This window comes from Pseudomonas lalkuanensis (genome assembly GCF_008807375.1).
Classification (GTDB): Bacteria; Pseudomonadota; Gammaproteobacteria; order Pseudomonadales; family Pseudomonadaceae; genus Metapseudomonas; species Metapseudomonas lalkuanensis.
The window spans coordinates 3,518,739-3,532,349 of sequence record NZ_CP043311.1 but is presented as its reverse complement, the minus strand read 5'-3'; the positions used below and the strand labels follow the sequence as shown (position 1 = coordinate 3,532,349).

The window sequence follows — 13,611 nt, the reverse complement described above, 5'->3', positions numbered from 1 at the left end:
GGGTTGGCAAAACGTCGTTGGAAACAGGCCCGGCCTGCTCATTTACAGGCGTAAACTCCGCGCCCGTGCCTGTTTCCGCCTGGTTCTGCTCGAGCTCGCTAGCTCAAGTTCGGGCTTACGCGGCGTCGCGTTTCTGTTGTTGTTTGCGGGCATGGGCGACAGCGGCTTCGCGTACCCAGGCGCCGTCTTCGATGGCCTTGCGACGGGTGGCGACGCGCTCGACGTTGCACGGGCCGTTGCCCTTGAGCACTTCGTAGAACTCTTCCCAGTGGATCTCGCCGAAGTCGTAGTGGCCGCGTGCCTCGTTCCATTTCAGGTCCGGGTCGGGGGCGGTGCAGCCGAGCAGTTCCAGCTGCGGCACGGTCTGGTCGATGAAGCGCTGGCGCAGTTCGTCGTTGCTCTGGCGCTTGATCTTCCAGGCCATGGACTGGGCACTGTTTGGGGAGTCGGCGTCGCTCGGGCCGAACATCATCAGCGACGGCCACCAGAGGCGGTTGATGGCGTCCTGGACCATGTCCTTCTGGGCCTGGGTGCCGTTGCGCATCATGTGCAGGAGGATTTCGTAGCCCTGGCGCTGGTGGAAGGACTCTTCCTTGCAGATGCGGATCATGGCGCGGGAGTAGGGGCCATAAGAGGTCCGCTGCAGCACCACCTGGTTGACGATGGCGGCACCATCCACCAGCCAGCCCACCGCGCCCATGTCGGCCCAGGTCAGGGTGGGGTAGTTGAAGATGCTCGAATACTTGGCACGGCCAGAGTGCAGCTTGGCAACCTCGGTGTCGCGGTCCGCACCCAGGGTTTCCATGGCGCTGTAGAGGTAGAGGCCGTGGCCGGCTTCGTCCTGGATCTTGGCCATCAGCTGCAGCTTGCGCTTCAGGGTCGGGGCGCGGGTCACCCAGTTGCCCTCGGGCAGCATGCCGACGATCTCGGAGTGGGCGTGCTGGGAAATCTGGCGGATCAGGGTCTGCCGGTAGGCGTCCGGCATCCAGTTCTTTGCCTCGATCTTGATTTCCGCGTCGATCTTTTCCTGGAAGGCGCGTTCTTCGGGAGTCATCTCCTCCAGCGCCTTCACGCGCTTCACGCCTGTCTCAACCAATTGTGCGTACATGCCGTTCTCCAGCCATGCAGGGTTCGTGGGGTGGCTTGGCCATGGCGCTATTTTTAAATGATACGAAAACAAATATCAAACACTAAAACGTGTATCGAATAGAGTTTTTGTATCGGATTGACGATCGGTCGCGGGGCATCCGCGCATAAGGGATAGGCTGGGTGAGAGGGATTTCGGGGGGTGATGGATGGCAGTAAATGTCAGGGGGAAGGCTTTGTCATGGGGCTTTCGCCGGGCGTCGGTGGTGGTAGAGGCTGATCGATTCAGGCTAAAACTGGAAAGCGATACGCAGATTTATTGATTGCGTGCTTTTGGTGTTCTGTTTGTTGGGGCGGGGAGCGGGCCTGTGTCTTCGGCGGGCTGGGGCCTGGACGCAGTCGCCTCCCTCCTGCAGGACGGCTTGCTGCGCGCTGGCCTTGAGGCGAGTCATTGATGGAAGCCAGGACTCGTGAACATCACGGAGTTCGGGTCATTGAAGCGGATCACTACCCCGCGCGTCCGGATGCGGTGGTCGAAACGGTGGTCAAAGCGCGGATCGACGATGAAGAACCGCGAATTCGTCTTGCCAAAGCCATGGCTCCGGCGGAATCCGCTGAAGTTGCGGTGGTGATGCCTGACCCCAGGGTGGTGATGGGATTTGAAAACCTGATGATGCCTGAAGCCCATGTGGCTGCTGCGATGGTGGAAGCCGCTGAAGTGGCTTCCACCGCGACCACCGGCCAGCATCATGGCGCCGCTGGTGTCGTTGCCGGGCCACGGCGGACCTGCCGCTACCTGGCTCCCGCCGAGACAGGCCAATGCCAGAACCACAAGCCTGAGGATGCGCATGGCGAACCCTCCACACTCAATCCCCCGGAACTTACCCCCGTGCTGATCATTATAGTTTTCGACGGGGGCCCGCCGACGCGGGGCGACGGACCGGCCTCGCGATTGAAATCGCTCCCACAGCATCGGCGGTTTGACGGAGGCGGCGTGATTCCCGGAGCTCGTCTAGAGTTCCTGGCGACGCATGGAGGAGGCCGGATCATGGGATGTCCGCAGGTTTGCAGCGGGGCGACGCTGCAATGCAGTTTCGGCGTGGCGCCGACGGTGTTGAATGTGCTGCCGGTGAACCGCACCCTCACGGGCGGGATGCCGGCGGCGAACATCATGGATCACATCCCCCTGGTGAACATTCCCACCTTCGGCATGTGCCAGAGCCTGGCCAATCCAACCGTGGCCGCTGCCACTGCCGCCGCCCTTGGCGCGCTGACCCCCATGCCCTGCATTCCCGCCACGGCGACGCCCTGGATTCCCGGCGGCGCGCCAACGGTGCTGCTGGGCAGCATGCCGGCGCTGGATTCCAACAGCACGCTGATGTGTACCTGGGGCGGGGTGATCAAGATCCAGATGCCCGGCCAGGTACAGATGCAGATCCCCTGATCAGGCTTCAGCCGGTTCGGTCCAGCGCTTCCACCACCAGCGCAGCCGGGACATGGGCTTGCCCTCGGCGTTCAATGGACGACCGTCCTCGGTGAAGGGTTGGCCGGGCTCCAGCAACTGGCCCTTGAGATAACGGCTGCGCAATGCGAGCTGGCCGTTGCCGTGGAAACGCTGGTAGGCCCCGTCGCGCACCCCGTCGCGATAGTGCTCGACTTCAGCCACGCCGCCGTCGGGGAAATAGCTGGTGGCCTCGCCGTGCATCAGGCCCTGGCGGTAACTCACCTTGCGCTGCAGCCAGCCTTCCGGCGCATGGAAGGTCGCCACGCCGTGGAGCTTGCCGCGCACGTAGGGCATCTGTGCCGAGACCCTGCCGTTGGGGTGGAAGAGGGTGACCGGACCGTTCAGCTCGCCCTGGCTGTAGCTGAGCTGCGCCTGGGGGCGGCCCGCTTCTTCGATGCGCACGGGCCCTTCCAGTTCGCCGTCCTGCAACTGGCCCTGCATGCGGCTGTCGCCACGGGTGAGGTCGAGCTTGCCGCCGTTCGCCATGGTCAATTCACCTTCACCAGGCCGCCCTTGATGGTCAGCATGCCGCCGCCATCCACCGTCTGTTCGGCGCTGGCCTTGTTGGTCAGGCTGATGCCGGCATCGTTGGTCAGGGTGGTACCGGCCTTGTTGTCCAGGGAGGTGCCTGCCTGGTTGGTCAGCGACGTACCGGCCTTCTGGGTGATGGAGGTGCCGGCCTGGGCGGCGAGGTCGGCATCGCTCTTGATGGTCAGGCTGCCGCCGCTCTGCAGGGTGAGGGTGCCGCTGACCTTGATGGTGAGGTTGCCGTCCACGGTCAACTCGTAGTTGCCGGTGACCTTGTGGCTGTAGTTGCCGCCGGTGCTGTGGGTCTGGTCGGCGCCCACCTTCACCGTGCGGCTGTCCTTCACATCCAGGGTGTCGCTGCCGGTCTGGATGGTGACGCTGCGCTTGCCCTTTTCCAGGGTGATGGTCTCGTCGCCTTCCTTCACCGTGCGGGTGCGTGCGTTCTGCACCGTGAGGGTTTCGTCGTGGCCGATGGTGGCGGTGCTGTCGTTGAGCACATTCACCTTCATGTCCTTCTGCGCCTGCAGGAACACTTCCTCAGCGTCCTTCTTGTCCTCGAAACGCAGCTCGTTGAAGCCGCCGCCGCCCTTGGAGGAATTGGTCTTGATGCCGGATTGCGTCTGGTTGTCCGGCAGGGCGTAGGGCAGGGTGTTGTCGCCGTTGTAGACGCAGCCGGTGACCAGCGGGCGGTCCGGGTCGCCGTCGATGAAGGTGACGATCACCTCCTGGCCGATGCGCGGGATGAACTGCATGCCGAAGCCCTTGCCGCTCCAGGGCAGCACCACCCGTACCCAGCAAGACGAGGTTTCGTCGTTGTTGCCCAGGCGGTCCCAGGGGAACTGGATCTTGATGCGGCCGTACTGGTCGGTCCAGATTTCCTCGCCGCTCTTGCCCACCACCACCGCCGTCTGGGTGTGCATGCGCGGCTTGGGCGTGGTACGTGGCGGGCGGTAGTTGGTGGCCTTGGGAATGGCTTCGAAGCGGTTGCGGTAATGCTCGTGGCTGGCTTCGTGGGTGACCGAGGTCACCACCCAGTCGATATTCAGCGACTCGTCGTCATGCCCGTCCAGGGTGAACCAGTGCCCCGGTACCAGCCAGCGGCAGTCGCTCTCGCCAATGAAGCGCTTCTCCTGGCTGCGCAGTTCATCCACCCGCTGCTTGGACAGCGCATCGCCGCGCGCCTTGGCGGTATAGCCGCCGGGATGCTCGTACATCGACCGTGGCCCGGCCACCGCTTCGGCCTGGCTGTAGAGCGAGGTGGTGGGCGTGGTGAATTCGTAGTCCGTGGCGCTGTACACCCCGGCCACCGCCTGCAGGCAGAGCTGCCCGGAACGCACGCCATGCAACTCGCGCACGCCAATGCCCTGACCCAGATAAGGCACCTTCGGCCCATTGGGAATCTGCGGGAAGGCATCGTTGCTGTCCCCCAGCACCAGCGTGTGCTTGCCGTCCTCATGGGTGAAGAACCAGAAGATCCCTTCCTCCTCCAGCAGCCGCGACACGAAGGCGAAGTCGGTCTCGCCGTACTGCACGCAATACTCGCGGGGCTCGTAGCTGCCGCTGAGCTTCAACTGGTAATCGGTAAAACCATGGTCCGAGAAGATGCCGGTGACGATGTCGCTGGTGGTCTTGTTCTGGAACACCCGGTTGTTGCTCGCCAGGGTCAGCCACCAGAGCCAGGGGCGCAGTACCAGTTGATAGCGCTCAGCGGTGGCGTCGGCGGGGAGCTGGTGGATTTCGGCGACCAGGGCGTCGAGGGGGCGCTGGTGGGCGTCGTTGTGGAGGGTGGCGGTGACGTGAGTCGCGACTGCGCTGGTCTGGGAGAGGGCAGTGGCGCTGAAACAGCCGAGCTGTAGATCGCCAAGGCGATTCAGATGCTCCCCGCCAACCAGTTGCTGTGGATACAGGTCGGCCAGTGCCGAGGCGCAGAGAGAAAGGCTGGTGGTGGTGTCAGTGGGTCGGGGCATTCTCTTCCTTGTTCGCTTCCATGAAAAAATGGCTCACGCCGGCGCGCGTTGAGTATTCAAATGATGGTTCTGACTTTGAATTCCGTCTTCTTCAAGTGCATGGATTCGGATTCTGATGTGGCGATAGGAGTCAGGCTGTTTGCCGTCACATTGGCGCGTACATACTCGGGCAGCAGGATCTCCCAGCTGAACAGGTTCTTCTTCACGATCCAATGATCGGGGTAAAGAACCTGGTTACTACCGTCGGGCGTCCACCACTGGTGACTGTCATGGGTCTTGAGTTGGCTCTTGTCGGCAAAGGCCCCCTTGGCGATCTCGATTCGGCTGCCGTCCTGGGAGACTTTGTGTTCTGCGGGTAAAACCGTGGGGTTGCCCTTCACCTGATTGACCAAGGGCATGATCGTGGACATTTCCACCGATGCGGTTCCGCCAAAGAAGATATTGAACTCCGGCGATGACGTGAGCGTGATACCCAGGCCGGACCATCCCTTCTTTCGCAAGGCTTTCGCCGTGATGTCAGCTGCCGAACCTGCAGCAGCCTCGTATGAATTGTTCTGCGCGGACTTGCTCACGTACTTGCTGGTGGTCCGTGCGGCATAGCACTGGCGGAGCGCAATGGTTTTCAGGCCCTGGTCCGGCGGAAGGTTGAGAGATGTCGAGGGGTGTGGTGGCAAAGTCGGAAAAACGGCTTCTATGAACGTCTTTTGAGAAGAGGCGAGATAAACCTTCTTGTCCTTGTCCGCGTAGGCGCCTATCTCCGCGCCAAGGGAACCGTGGCCCAGCACGATGATCTTTCCGGGGGCGCCATGGTTATGAGTGGACATGAGGTAGAAGTGCAGGTTGTGCATTGACTTGCCGGCCAGCACGTCCTCCATTTCCACCCTGAGAATGGTGATCATCTTCTGGTTGCTGGAGTCGCTCAGCTCGCTCAACCAGCTGACATCTGCTTCCTGGTCAGCATCGATGACGCGAGCCTTGCCACTGGTCATCAAGGCCTTTTCGATGATCTTCGAGGCGAAGTCTTCCCATTGATGGTAGGACTTGGTGCCTACGATGATGTAGGCGATACGTGTGTAGTTAGGCATGGCGCATCATTTCCTGCCCATGGGGCTGGCTCCCGAAGTCGAACCATTTGCCAATAGCGCTGCCAGCGGCAGGCGCTACGGTTCCTGGATACCGTGACAGGTGTTGCAGACGCGATAGGGGCCCGCGTCCGTGTCCTCGGTGTTCCTTCTTGCCGGGCGCACCAATGCCTTCTGCTTGTTCGAGCAGTCGGCGCAGAAGATGTCACCGCACTGCCGGCAGTGGTGTTTCCTGCGAAACAGGCCGAATTCGTTGTTGCACCCTGCGCAGCGGGTGCGATTCGCATCGGGTATCCACTGGGCCGGACGGGTAGGGATCGTACGAAGGTGGCGCCCATGGGCCGTCACGCCCATGTCGTGGAGGCTGGGAACCGATGACTTCACGACCTGTTTGCTGCTTCCCGAAATGGGTATGGGCACGGAAGGAGAAGGGGCACCGATCCTGATCGGCGTGCTGCGCGGGATGACGAGAGACGAAGAGGCTACCTTGGACTTCTGGGGGCTGCTTCCTTCAGCGATCTGGGCAAATGATGCCCAGTAGGTCTCGGTTTCGGACTTGTCCCGGTAAAAGCGGTGATTGACCGCGCAGAGCTGCGCCACCTTGGTATCGCGCGTAATTCCTGAAAGGCCTTCGCAGCTCTGCTCGATGAAATTGCACAGGAAGTACAGGGCGTTTTCCTGCTTGGGGTGATAATGCCCGCTGTGGAAGAAGAAATAGGAGTCCATGACCCTGCCAGCGCAATACACCGCGCCCAGACCAGCCAGTGCGGGGTGCCCACCGCTCTGGAAGTTGCCCATCACCCGTACTTTGCTGCCGTTCCAGACGAAATCGCGATCTTCGAAATTGCCACTGAACAGGTCGGTTTCGGTGTTGTCGCACGAGACGCCCTTCTGCTCCAGGAGATAGCGGGTGCCGTTGTCATGCATCACGCCAGACATCATCAGCAAGGGCGGTGAACTCCCTCCGATCAATCTCGTCTTCGCTTCTTGAAACTCTACCCAGTTCATCCTTGATTAACTCCTTGACCATTTTTCGTAGTGATCGGAACAGGCCCATGGATATTCGGCAGTACTCCTTCCGGGGGCGCGCATGTAGTCAGTCAAGGTTGGTCAAACCAGTCTCCGTTGATATTCATTCCACAGCAGCGCTTCTACTCGCGGGTGTCGGTTCAGGATGTTGATCATGTGCTCTGCCTGGGCAGTTGCCTGTGGATCAGGCGCGTTTCTCGAACCGTTGAAAACCGAGTCGTAAACGACTTTCCACACCGAGACGTTGGGGTTCTGTTTAACCAGCTCCAGTATTTTCTTGCCGCAGCCGACGGGGTAATTGTGTCCGGCAACATTGAATTGCGGTGATCGGGAGCAAGGGCTCCGGCTGATGAAGATTTCGACCAGATAAGGGGCTCCGTGGAGGTTTGTCGTGTTCGGGAAATCTCGAATCATCTGCATTTCCGCGTGACCTCCCCATCCACGAGTTCCGCCCCCTGGTCCATTCTGGGATTCACTTGTCCGGTAGTACGGGGCGTTCGGCTCGGACCAATAGACTTCCAAGGTCTCGTCATTGCTATCGAATCTGGTTACGCACCAATCCTCCGCCGGCCCGAAAGCGATATGACCAAGTTGGCCACGTAATCTGCTGAGGCAGAGATTCAGACTTAGTCCGGGCATCGCTTACTCCTTCCTGTGTACCCTCACTCCAACACCCACTCCGCCAACTTCCCCGTCACCTGCGCCATCAGCACATTCTCGATATCCCGCGCCCCTGCCGAGCTGCACTTGGCCAATACCGCTTTCACGATGGCCGGGTCGAAATCGAAGTGTTTGCCGGTGGCGGCCTTGTAGCGGCCCTGGAGTCTTTCCAGCTTGGCGATGACGATGCCTTCCAGCGTCGCTTCGTCCAGCGGGCGGTAAGGCACCACGGTCATGCGGGCGAGGAAGGCGGGGCGGAAGGCTTGTAGCAGGACCGTGCGCAGGCGTTCGTTGAAGGCGTCGCTGCCAAGCTGGTCGGACGCGGTATCCAGCACCAGTTCGGCGCCGACGTTGCTGGTGGCGAGCATCACGGTGTTCTTGAAGTCCACCACCAGGCCGGTGCCGTCTTCCATCACGCCCTTGTCGAAGACGTTGTAGAAGGCTTCCAGCACGTCGGGGTGGGCCTTTTCGATCTCGTCCAGCAGCACCACGGAGTAGGGGCGGCGGCGTACGGCTTCGGTGAGCACGCCGCCCGAGCCGTAGCCGACATAGCCGGGCGGGGCGCCCTTGAGTTGGCTGACGGTGTGGGCCTCCTGGTACTCGGAAAGGTTGATGCTGATGAGGTTGCGCTCGCCGCCGTAGAGGGCGTCGGCCAGGGCGTAGGCGGTTTCGGTCTTGCCGACGCCGGTAGGACCCACCAGCAGGAACACGCCGACGGGCTTGGCCGGGTCGGTGAGGCCGGCGCGGTAGGCCTGGATGCGCTGGGCGATGGTGCCGAGCGCGGCGTTCTGCCCCATGACGCGTTGGCCCATGCGTTGGCCGAGGGTGCGCACGGCATGGGCTTCGTCGGCGAGCATCTTGCCGATGGGGATGCCGGTCCAGCCGGCGATCACCGCGGCCACGGTCTTGGAGTCCACCTGCTCGGGCACCAGCGGGTCGTCCTGGCGGATGGCGTCCAGCCCGGCTTCCAGGCGTGCGAGTTCGGCGGCCAGGTGGTCGATGCGGTCGTCCAGCTCTTCGTTGGGCTTGCTGGCGTCGACGCTGTCGGAAAGGGTCAGCAGTTCGCGGCGGGCTTCCAGCAGTTCGCGCACCGCTTCCCGTTCCTCGCCCCAGCGGGTTTCCAGCTCGCGGATGGCGACGACGTTGCTGCGGGATTCGGTTTCCAGGGCGGTGATGCGCTCGCGGTGGTCGAGGCCGGTGGCCTGTTCGCGGCGCAGGCGTTGCAGCTCTTCTTCCAGGGCCTGTTCGCGGTGGCGCAGGCTTTCCAGTGGCGGCGGCACGTCGTGCTGGCCCAGGGCGACGCGGGCGCAGGCGGTGTCCAGCACACTGATGGCCTTGTCCGGCAGTTGCCGGCCGGAGATGTAGCGATGGGACAGCTTCACCGCGTCATGGATCGCCGCATCCAGCACCTGCACGCCGTGGTGCTGTTCCAGCTTGGCGGCGACCCCGCGCAGCATCTCGACCGCCGTGGATTCGTCCGGCTCTTCCACCTGCACCAGCTGGAAGCGCCGGGCCAGCGCCGGGTCCTTCTCGAAGTACTTCTTGTATTCCAGCCAGGTGGTGGCGGCCAGGGTGCGCAGCTCGCCACGGGCCAGGGCCGGCTTGAGCAGGTTGGCGGCGTCGCTCTGGCCTTCGGCGGCGCCGGCGCCGATCAGCGTATGGGCCTCGTCGATGAACAGGATGACTGGCTTCTCGGCGTTGCGGACGCCGTCGATCACGCCCTTGAGGCGCTGCTCGAACTCACCCTTGACCCCGGCGCCGGCCTGCAGCAGGCCGAGGTCGAGCACGCGCAGGCTGACGTCCTGCAGCGGCGGCGGCACGTCGCCGGCGGCGATGCGCAGGGCCAGGCCCTCGACCACGGCGGTCTTTCCCACGCCAGGGGCGCCAACGAGGATCGGGTTGTTCTGCCGGCGGCGCAGGAGGATGTCGATGCTCTGGCGGATCTCACTGTCGCGCCCGACTATGGGGTCGATGCGCCCGGCATGGGCATCGGCGGTGAGGTCCTGGGTGTACTGGTCGAGGATGGAGTCCTGGGCGCCGGCCGTGGCGGGCTTGCCCTTGGCGGCCTGGGGCGAGGTGGTCTGCTCGCGGGAGGCCTGGGTCCATTCCGCCAGGTTCTGGCGCAGGGCCTCGCGGGGAATGCGCAGCAGCGAGGAAGCGCTATTGAGCAGCAGCGTGCGGCGTTCGTCGCGATCGAGCAGGGCGAGCAGCAGCAGGCCGGAACGGATGCCCTGCTGGCCCAGCACGCTGGCTTGCACCACGGCATCTTCCAGCAGGCCCACGGTCTGCGCCGAGAGCGCGGGGGTTCGGGTGTTGCCCGCCTTGAACAGCTCCAGCGCCTGATTGATCTCCGTCGCCACCGCATCGCGTTCCAGGCCGAATCGCGGCAGCAGGTAGGCCAGGTCGCCGCCCTCGATGTCCATCAGCTCCAGCAGCAGGTGCTCGATTTCCACGTAATGGTGGGTGCGTTGCAGGCAGCGCTGCGCGGCCCGCTCCAGGGCGCGGCGGCATTCTGCGTTGAGGCGTCCGATCAGGCTGCCGAGTTCCATGGTCAGGCCACCTCCGTCTGGCGCAAGCGAGTGTCGATCTGTTGCAGGGCTTCGCCGCGCAATTGCAGCCCGCCGCTCCAGCGCAGGCGCGGCGGTTGGCTGGGGTCCAGGCACAGCGGGGAGCCGGGACGGACCAGCAGGCGCAAGGCGCAGTCCAGGTCCGGGCCGAAGTAGAGCGCGGCCAGACTGGCGAGCCGCACGTGCTCGCTGCCGCCGGGGAGAAAGTCTCGCGCGCGCGCGTTGCTCAGCGGGCCGAGGGTCAGGCGGATGCCGGCGTGCTCGTCCCACACGCGGGTGCCGGCGATGGCATCGCGGCCCAGCCCCAGGTTGCGGCCTTTGCGTTGCAGGAGGCTGCGGCTGGCCGGCGGGATTTCGCGCCAGCCTCCCTGGTACGCCTCGTAGCGCACGGCGACATTGAATTGGTGGCGCACCAGCGCGGCGAAGCCGGCGAGAGAGCGACGGCCACCGGCGAACAGCGCGGTGCGCGCGGTCACCGCAGCGTCCGGCAGGGCCAGGCGGTGTTGCAGGGCATCGGGCAGCAGGCCGCAGAGGGCCAGTAACTGGTCGTGGGCCGGCGAGTCATCGGGAGCGCGGAAGCCCAGGGCCAGGCGATGCTTGCCCAGCACCCGGTAGAGCAGGCTGAGCAGGCGGTGCTGGAACAGGTCGAGGAATTCCGCTGGGGCGTGATCCTTCTGCTTCGCCTGTTGCTGCAACCATTCCTGGTACGCGTAGGGCAGGGGGCCGTCGGGGCCGCCAAGACCGAACACCGGAGTGGTCAGGACGGGCGGCTGGCCGGGCTCTTCCTCCAGGCGCTCCACCTGGCTGGCGGCGAAGGTGGGTGTGAGCGGGCCGCGCAGGCGCAGCGCTTCACCCTGGGGCGCGCTGCTGCGGCCAAGTGCTTCGGCGTCCGGCCGTTCGCGCTCCAGCAGCAGGAGCGCCTGCAGGAACTCGAAGGCCTGCGGCTCGTCGCGCAGGCGCCGGCTCAGAGGGAAAGGGGCATGCCGGCCTGGGGTTGCCACGTCCTGACCTCCTTGTCGCCATCGACCAGCACGGTCCGCACGAAGCGGTTGGCGGTCGCGTAAAGGGAAAAGAACTGCGCCAGCACGGCGGAAAACAGCACGGAGCTGGCACCGGCGAAATGCTGCGGGTCGAGGCTGAGCCGCACTTCGAGACCATTGCGCCAGCCACGCCAGGCGTCGTCGCCGACCCGCGCCACCACCCGTTCGCAAGTGAGCCGGGCGATGCCGTCGATCTGCCGGCGGGCGCTGCCTTCGTCGCGCAGATTGTGCAGGTTGAGCATTTCGCGCAGGGCGTCCAGCGCCTGCGGGCCTTCCACCAACGAGAGGTGATTGAGGGTGAGTTGCGAGACCATGCGCCAGCGCGATTCGCCGGACAGCCGCGGCAGGCTTTGCGGGCTGGGCGGATTGCGCAGGCTGGCACGGGCGACAGGGCCGGGGCGCTCGAAGCCCAGGCGTGTGCCGGCCTGAAGGTTCTCCGCCAGGTGCCGGTTGGTGCACAGCAGTTCGGCGGTCAGGCTGTATTCGGGCGCATCCAGCAGCGGGTCGAAGCCGGTGTCCACCAGGCTCAGCAGCATGTCGGTGCCACGGCGGTTCGGGCTCATGCCCTGCACCCGGCGGGCGTGCCAGTAGAGTCCGGCACCCGCAGCGCCTGCGCCATGGGCATGGCCGTAATAGGCCGGCACGGCACTCACGCCGCGCGGCGAGGCGGCGCGTACGGAGCGAATGCTGTGGATCTCCACGCTGCTTTCGCGGTGGGCGTCGGCCACCAGGCGGTACTCGCTGCGGGTGCCATCCGGGCGCAGGGGCTCGGAGGTACGCGGGAACAGATTGATGACGGGCGCGCACCCCAGGCGCAGGTCATCGGCTTGCAGGTGCGGGCGGCCGGCCGGGGCGCGGTCGAAGGCGATCACCAGGACGCAGTCGCGACCGCCGGTTGCCGGTGGCTGGATCGGGATATCGAAGAAGGCGAACTTGTCGGGAAAGGTGAAGTACTCGGCCAAGAGCCGCAGGCCCGGATGCTGGCCTTCTTCTTCGGGAAGCAGCGCCTGGTCGTCGGCGAAACCCACCAGTTGCGGTTCTCCGGGGCAGGGCAGCAGCGGTTGGCCGGGCACGCCGCAGTGAATGCCGAGGCTGTGGGCACCGAGCAGATCGAAGAGCGCGGCGTTGGTCACCGGCGAGGCGGCCAGGTGCAGGCGCAATTGGCGGACGGGCAACTGTGCCCAGTCGAATTCCCCCAGGCAGTGCAGTTCCAGGCGCAGGGCTGCGCGGGCATCCGGCCGCCCGGTCAGGGCTACCGCCTCGTCGCCGTCCAGCAGGGTCGCCTGGCCGATGCGCACGGGCCAGAGCACCGCTTCGGCGGTGGTGCGCAAGTGCACGCTGGCGCCCTGGCTGGTGGTGACGAACAGCGGCGTATCGCGTGGCATCCGGTAGCCCTCGGCCAGGCTGCCCTGGGTCGGGTCCGGCTCGAACTGGACGATGGCACAGGAGGGGATTGGCCGCAGGGCCAGCGGGTAGAGCTGTTCCAGCAGGGCGTCGCTGAACTCGGCGTAGTCGTCGTCGAGACGGCGTTGCAGGCGTGCGGTCAGCAGGGAGAAGCCTTCGAGCAGGCGCTCCACGTGCGGGTCCGGGCATTCGCCGGGGGCCAGTTCCAGACGCCGGGCGACCTTGGGGTAGCGGGCGGCGAAGCTGGCGCCGGCATGGCGCAGCCAGGTGAGTTCGCGCTGGTAGTAGTCCAGCAGTTCCGGGTCAATCGAGTCGCTCATGGCGCACCTCGAGGCCCTCGTCGTCGTTGTCGATGATGAACACCGCCGGCCAGGTGCGCTGGCCGCTGCGCAGGCTGCCGCCAAGGCGGATGCGCAGCCGCTGGGGCTGGCCGGGCGCCGGGTCGGCTTCCACCGAAGTCAGTTGCAGGCGGGGTTCGAAGTGCTGCACGGCGGCGCGGATGTCCCGTACCAGCTGGCGCCGGTCATCGCCACGGTACGCCTGCAGGGCGCTCCAGTCGCCGATGCCGTAGTCGAGGATGGTCAGCGGGCGGCCGCTCCTGGCACTGGCGCGGCGGGTGTTGAGCAGCCGCGCCAGCTCCAGGCGGACGGACTCCGCCAGGGCCTCGTGGTCGCAGGCAGGCGCCTCGTCCGCCTGGGCGGCGAGGCGCTCGAACAGCGGCGCAAGCAGGCCGGCATCCGACAT

Annotated in this window: 12 protein-coding genes; 1 reads left to right on the top strand and 11 read right to left on the bottom strand. The window is 64.8% G+C overall.

From position 1 onward, the window contains the following. Positions 1-115: 115 nt before the first annotated feature. Positions 116-1,108: a 1,2-phenylacetyl-CoA epoxidase subunit PaaA gene (paaA, locus tag FXN65_RS16440; RefSeq protein WP_151134344.1), complete on the bottom strand. Its 993-nt coding sequence runs from the start codon at positions 1,106-1,108 to the stop codon at positions 116-118. A 426-nt stretch (positions 1,109-1,534) separates the two neighbouring features. Next, complete coding sequence (locus tag FXN65_RS16435) at positions 1,535-1,936, bottom strand: hypothetical protein (RefSeq protein ID WP_151134341.1); 402 nt, start codon at positions 1,934-1,936, stop codon at positions 1,535-1,537. A 198-nt stretch (positions 1,937-2,134) separates the two neighbouring features. Here FXN65_RS16435 and FXN65_RS16430 point away from each other — a divergent pair, with 198 nt between their 5' ends. After that, positions 2,135-2,530: a DUF4280 domain-containing protein gene (locus FXN65_RS16430; RefSeq protein ID WP_151134338.1), complete on the top strand. Its 396-nt coding sequence runs from the start codon at positions 2,135-2,137 to the stop codon at positions 2,528-2,530. Here the strand turns inward: FXN65_RS16430 and FXN65_RS16425 are convergent, their stop codons facing one another. The 9 genes from FXN65_RS16425 to tssE all read right to left on the bottom strand — a co-directional run bounded on the left by FXN65_RS16425 (position 2,531) and on the right by tssE (position 13,611). Beyond that, positions 2,531-3,076: a toxin-antitoxin system YwqK family antitoxin gene (locus FXN65_RS16425; protein ID WP_151134335.1), complete on the bottom strand. Its 546-nt coding sequence runs from the start codon at positions 3,074-3,076 to the stop codon at positions 2,531-2,533. A 2-nt stretch (positions 3,077-3,078) separates the two neighbouring features. Next, positions 3,079-5,085, bottom strand: coding sequence for a type VI secretion system Vgr family protein (gene tssI, locus FXN65_RS16420; protein ID WP_151134333.1), 2,007 nt, complete (start codon positions 5,083-5,085; stop codon positions 3,079-3,081). A gap of 56 nt (positions 5,086-5,141) precedes the next feature. Then, positions 5,142-6,170, bottom strand: a complete 1,029-nt coding sequence (locus FXN65_RS16415; RefSeq protein ID WP_151134331.1) for a hypothetical protein — start codon at positions 6,168-6,170, stop codon at positions 5,142-5,144. A gap of 75 nt (positions 6,171-6,245) precedes the next feature. Continuing rightward, a complete protein-coding gene (locus FXN65_RS16410) occupies positions 6,246-7,175 on the bottom strand; it encodes an FYVE zinc finger domain-containing protein (protein WP_151134328.1) in 930 nt (309 codons plus the stop codon). Positions 7,176-7,277: 102 nt separating this feature from the next. After that, positions 7,278-7,610 (bottom strand): hypothetical protein, encoded by a 333-nt coding sequence (locus FXN65_RS27935; protein WP_178119345.1) that lies wholly within the window; start codon positions 7,608-7,610, stop codon positions 7,278-7,280. Between the two features lie 248 nt (positions 7,611-7,858). Beyond that, positions 7,859-10,405 carry a type VI secretion system ATPase TssH gene (tssH, locus tag FXN65_RS16400; RefSeq protein WP_151134322.1) on the bottom strand — a complete coding sequence of 849 codons (2,547 nt, stop codon included), beginning with the start codon at positions 10,403-10,405 and terminating at the stop codon, positions 7,859-7,861. A gap of 2 nt (positions 10,406-10,407) precedes the next feature. Continuing rightward, complete coding sequence (tssG, locus tag FXN65_RS16395; protein ID WP_151134319.1) at positions 10,408-11,424, bottom strand: type VI secretion system baseplate subunit TssG; 1,017 nt, start codon at positions 11,422-11,424, stop codon at positions 10,408-10,410. Then, complete coding sequence (gene tssF / locus FXN65_RS16390) at positions 11,388-13,187, bottom strand: type VI secretion system baseplate subunit TssF (RefSeq protein WP_151134316.1); 1,800 nt, start codon at positions 13,185-13,187, stop codon at positions 11,388-11,390. The genes tssG and tssF overlap by 37 nt, the downstream gene beginning before the upstream one ends. After that, positions 13,171-13,611: a type VI secretion system baseplate subunit TssE gene (gene tssE, locus FXN65_RS16385; protein ID WP_151134313.1), complete on the bottom strand. Its 441-nt coding sequence runs from the start codon at positions 13,609-13,611 to the stop codon at positions 13,171-13,173. The genes tssF and tssE overlap by 17 nt, the downstream gene beginning before the upstream one ends.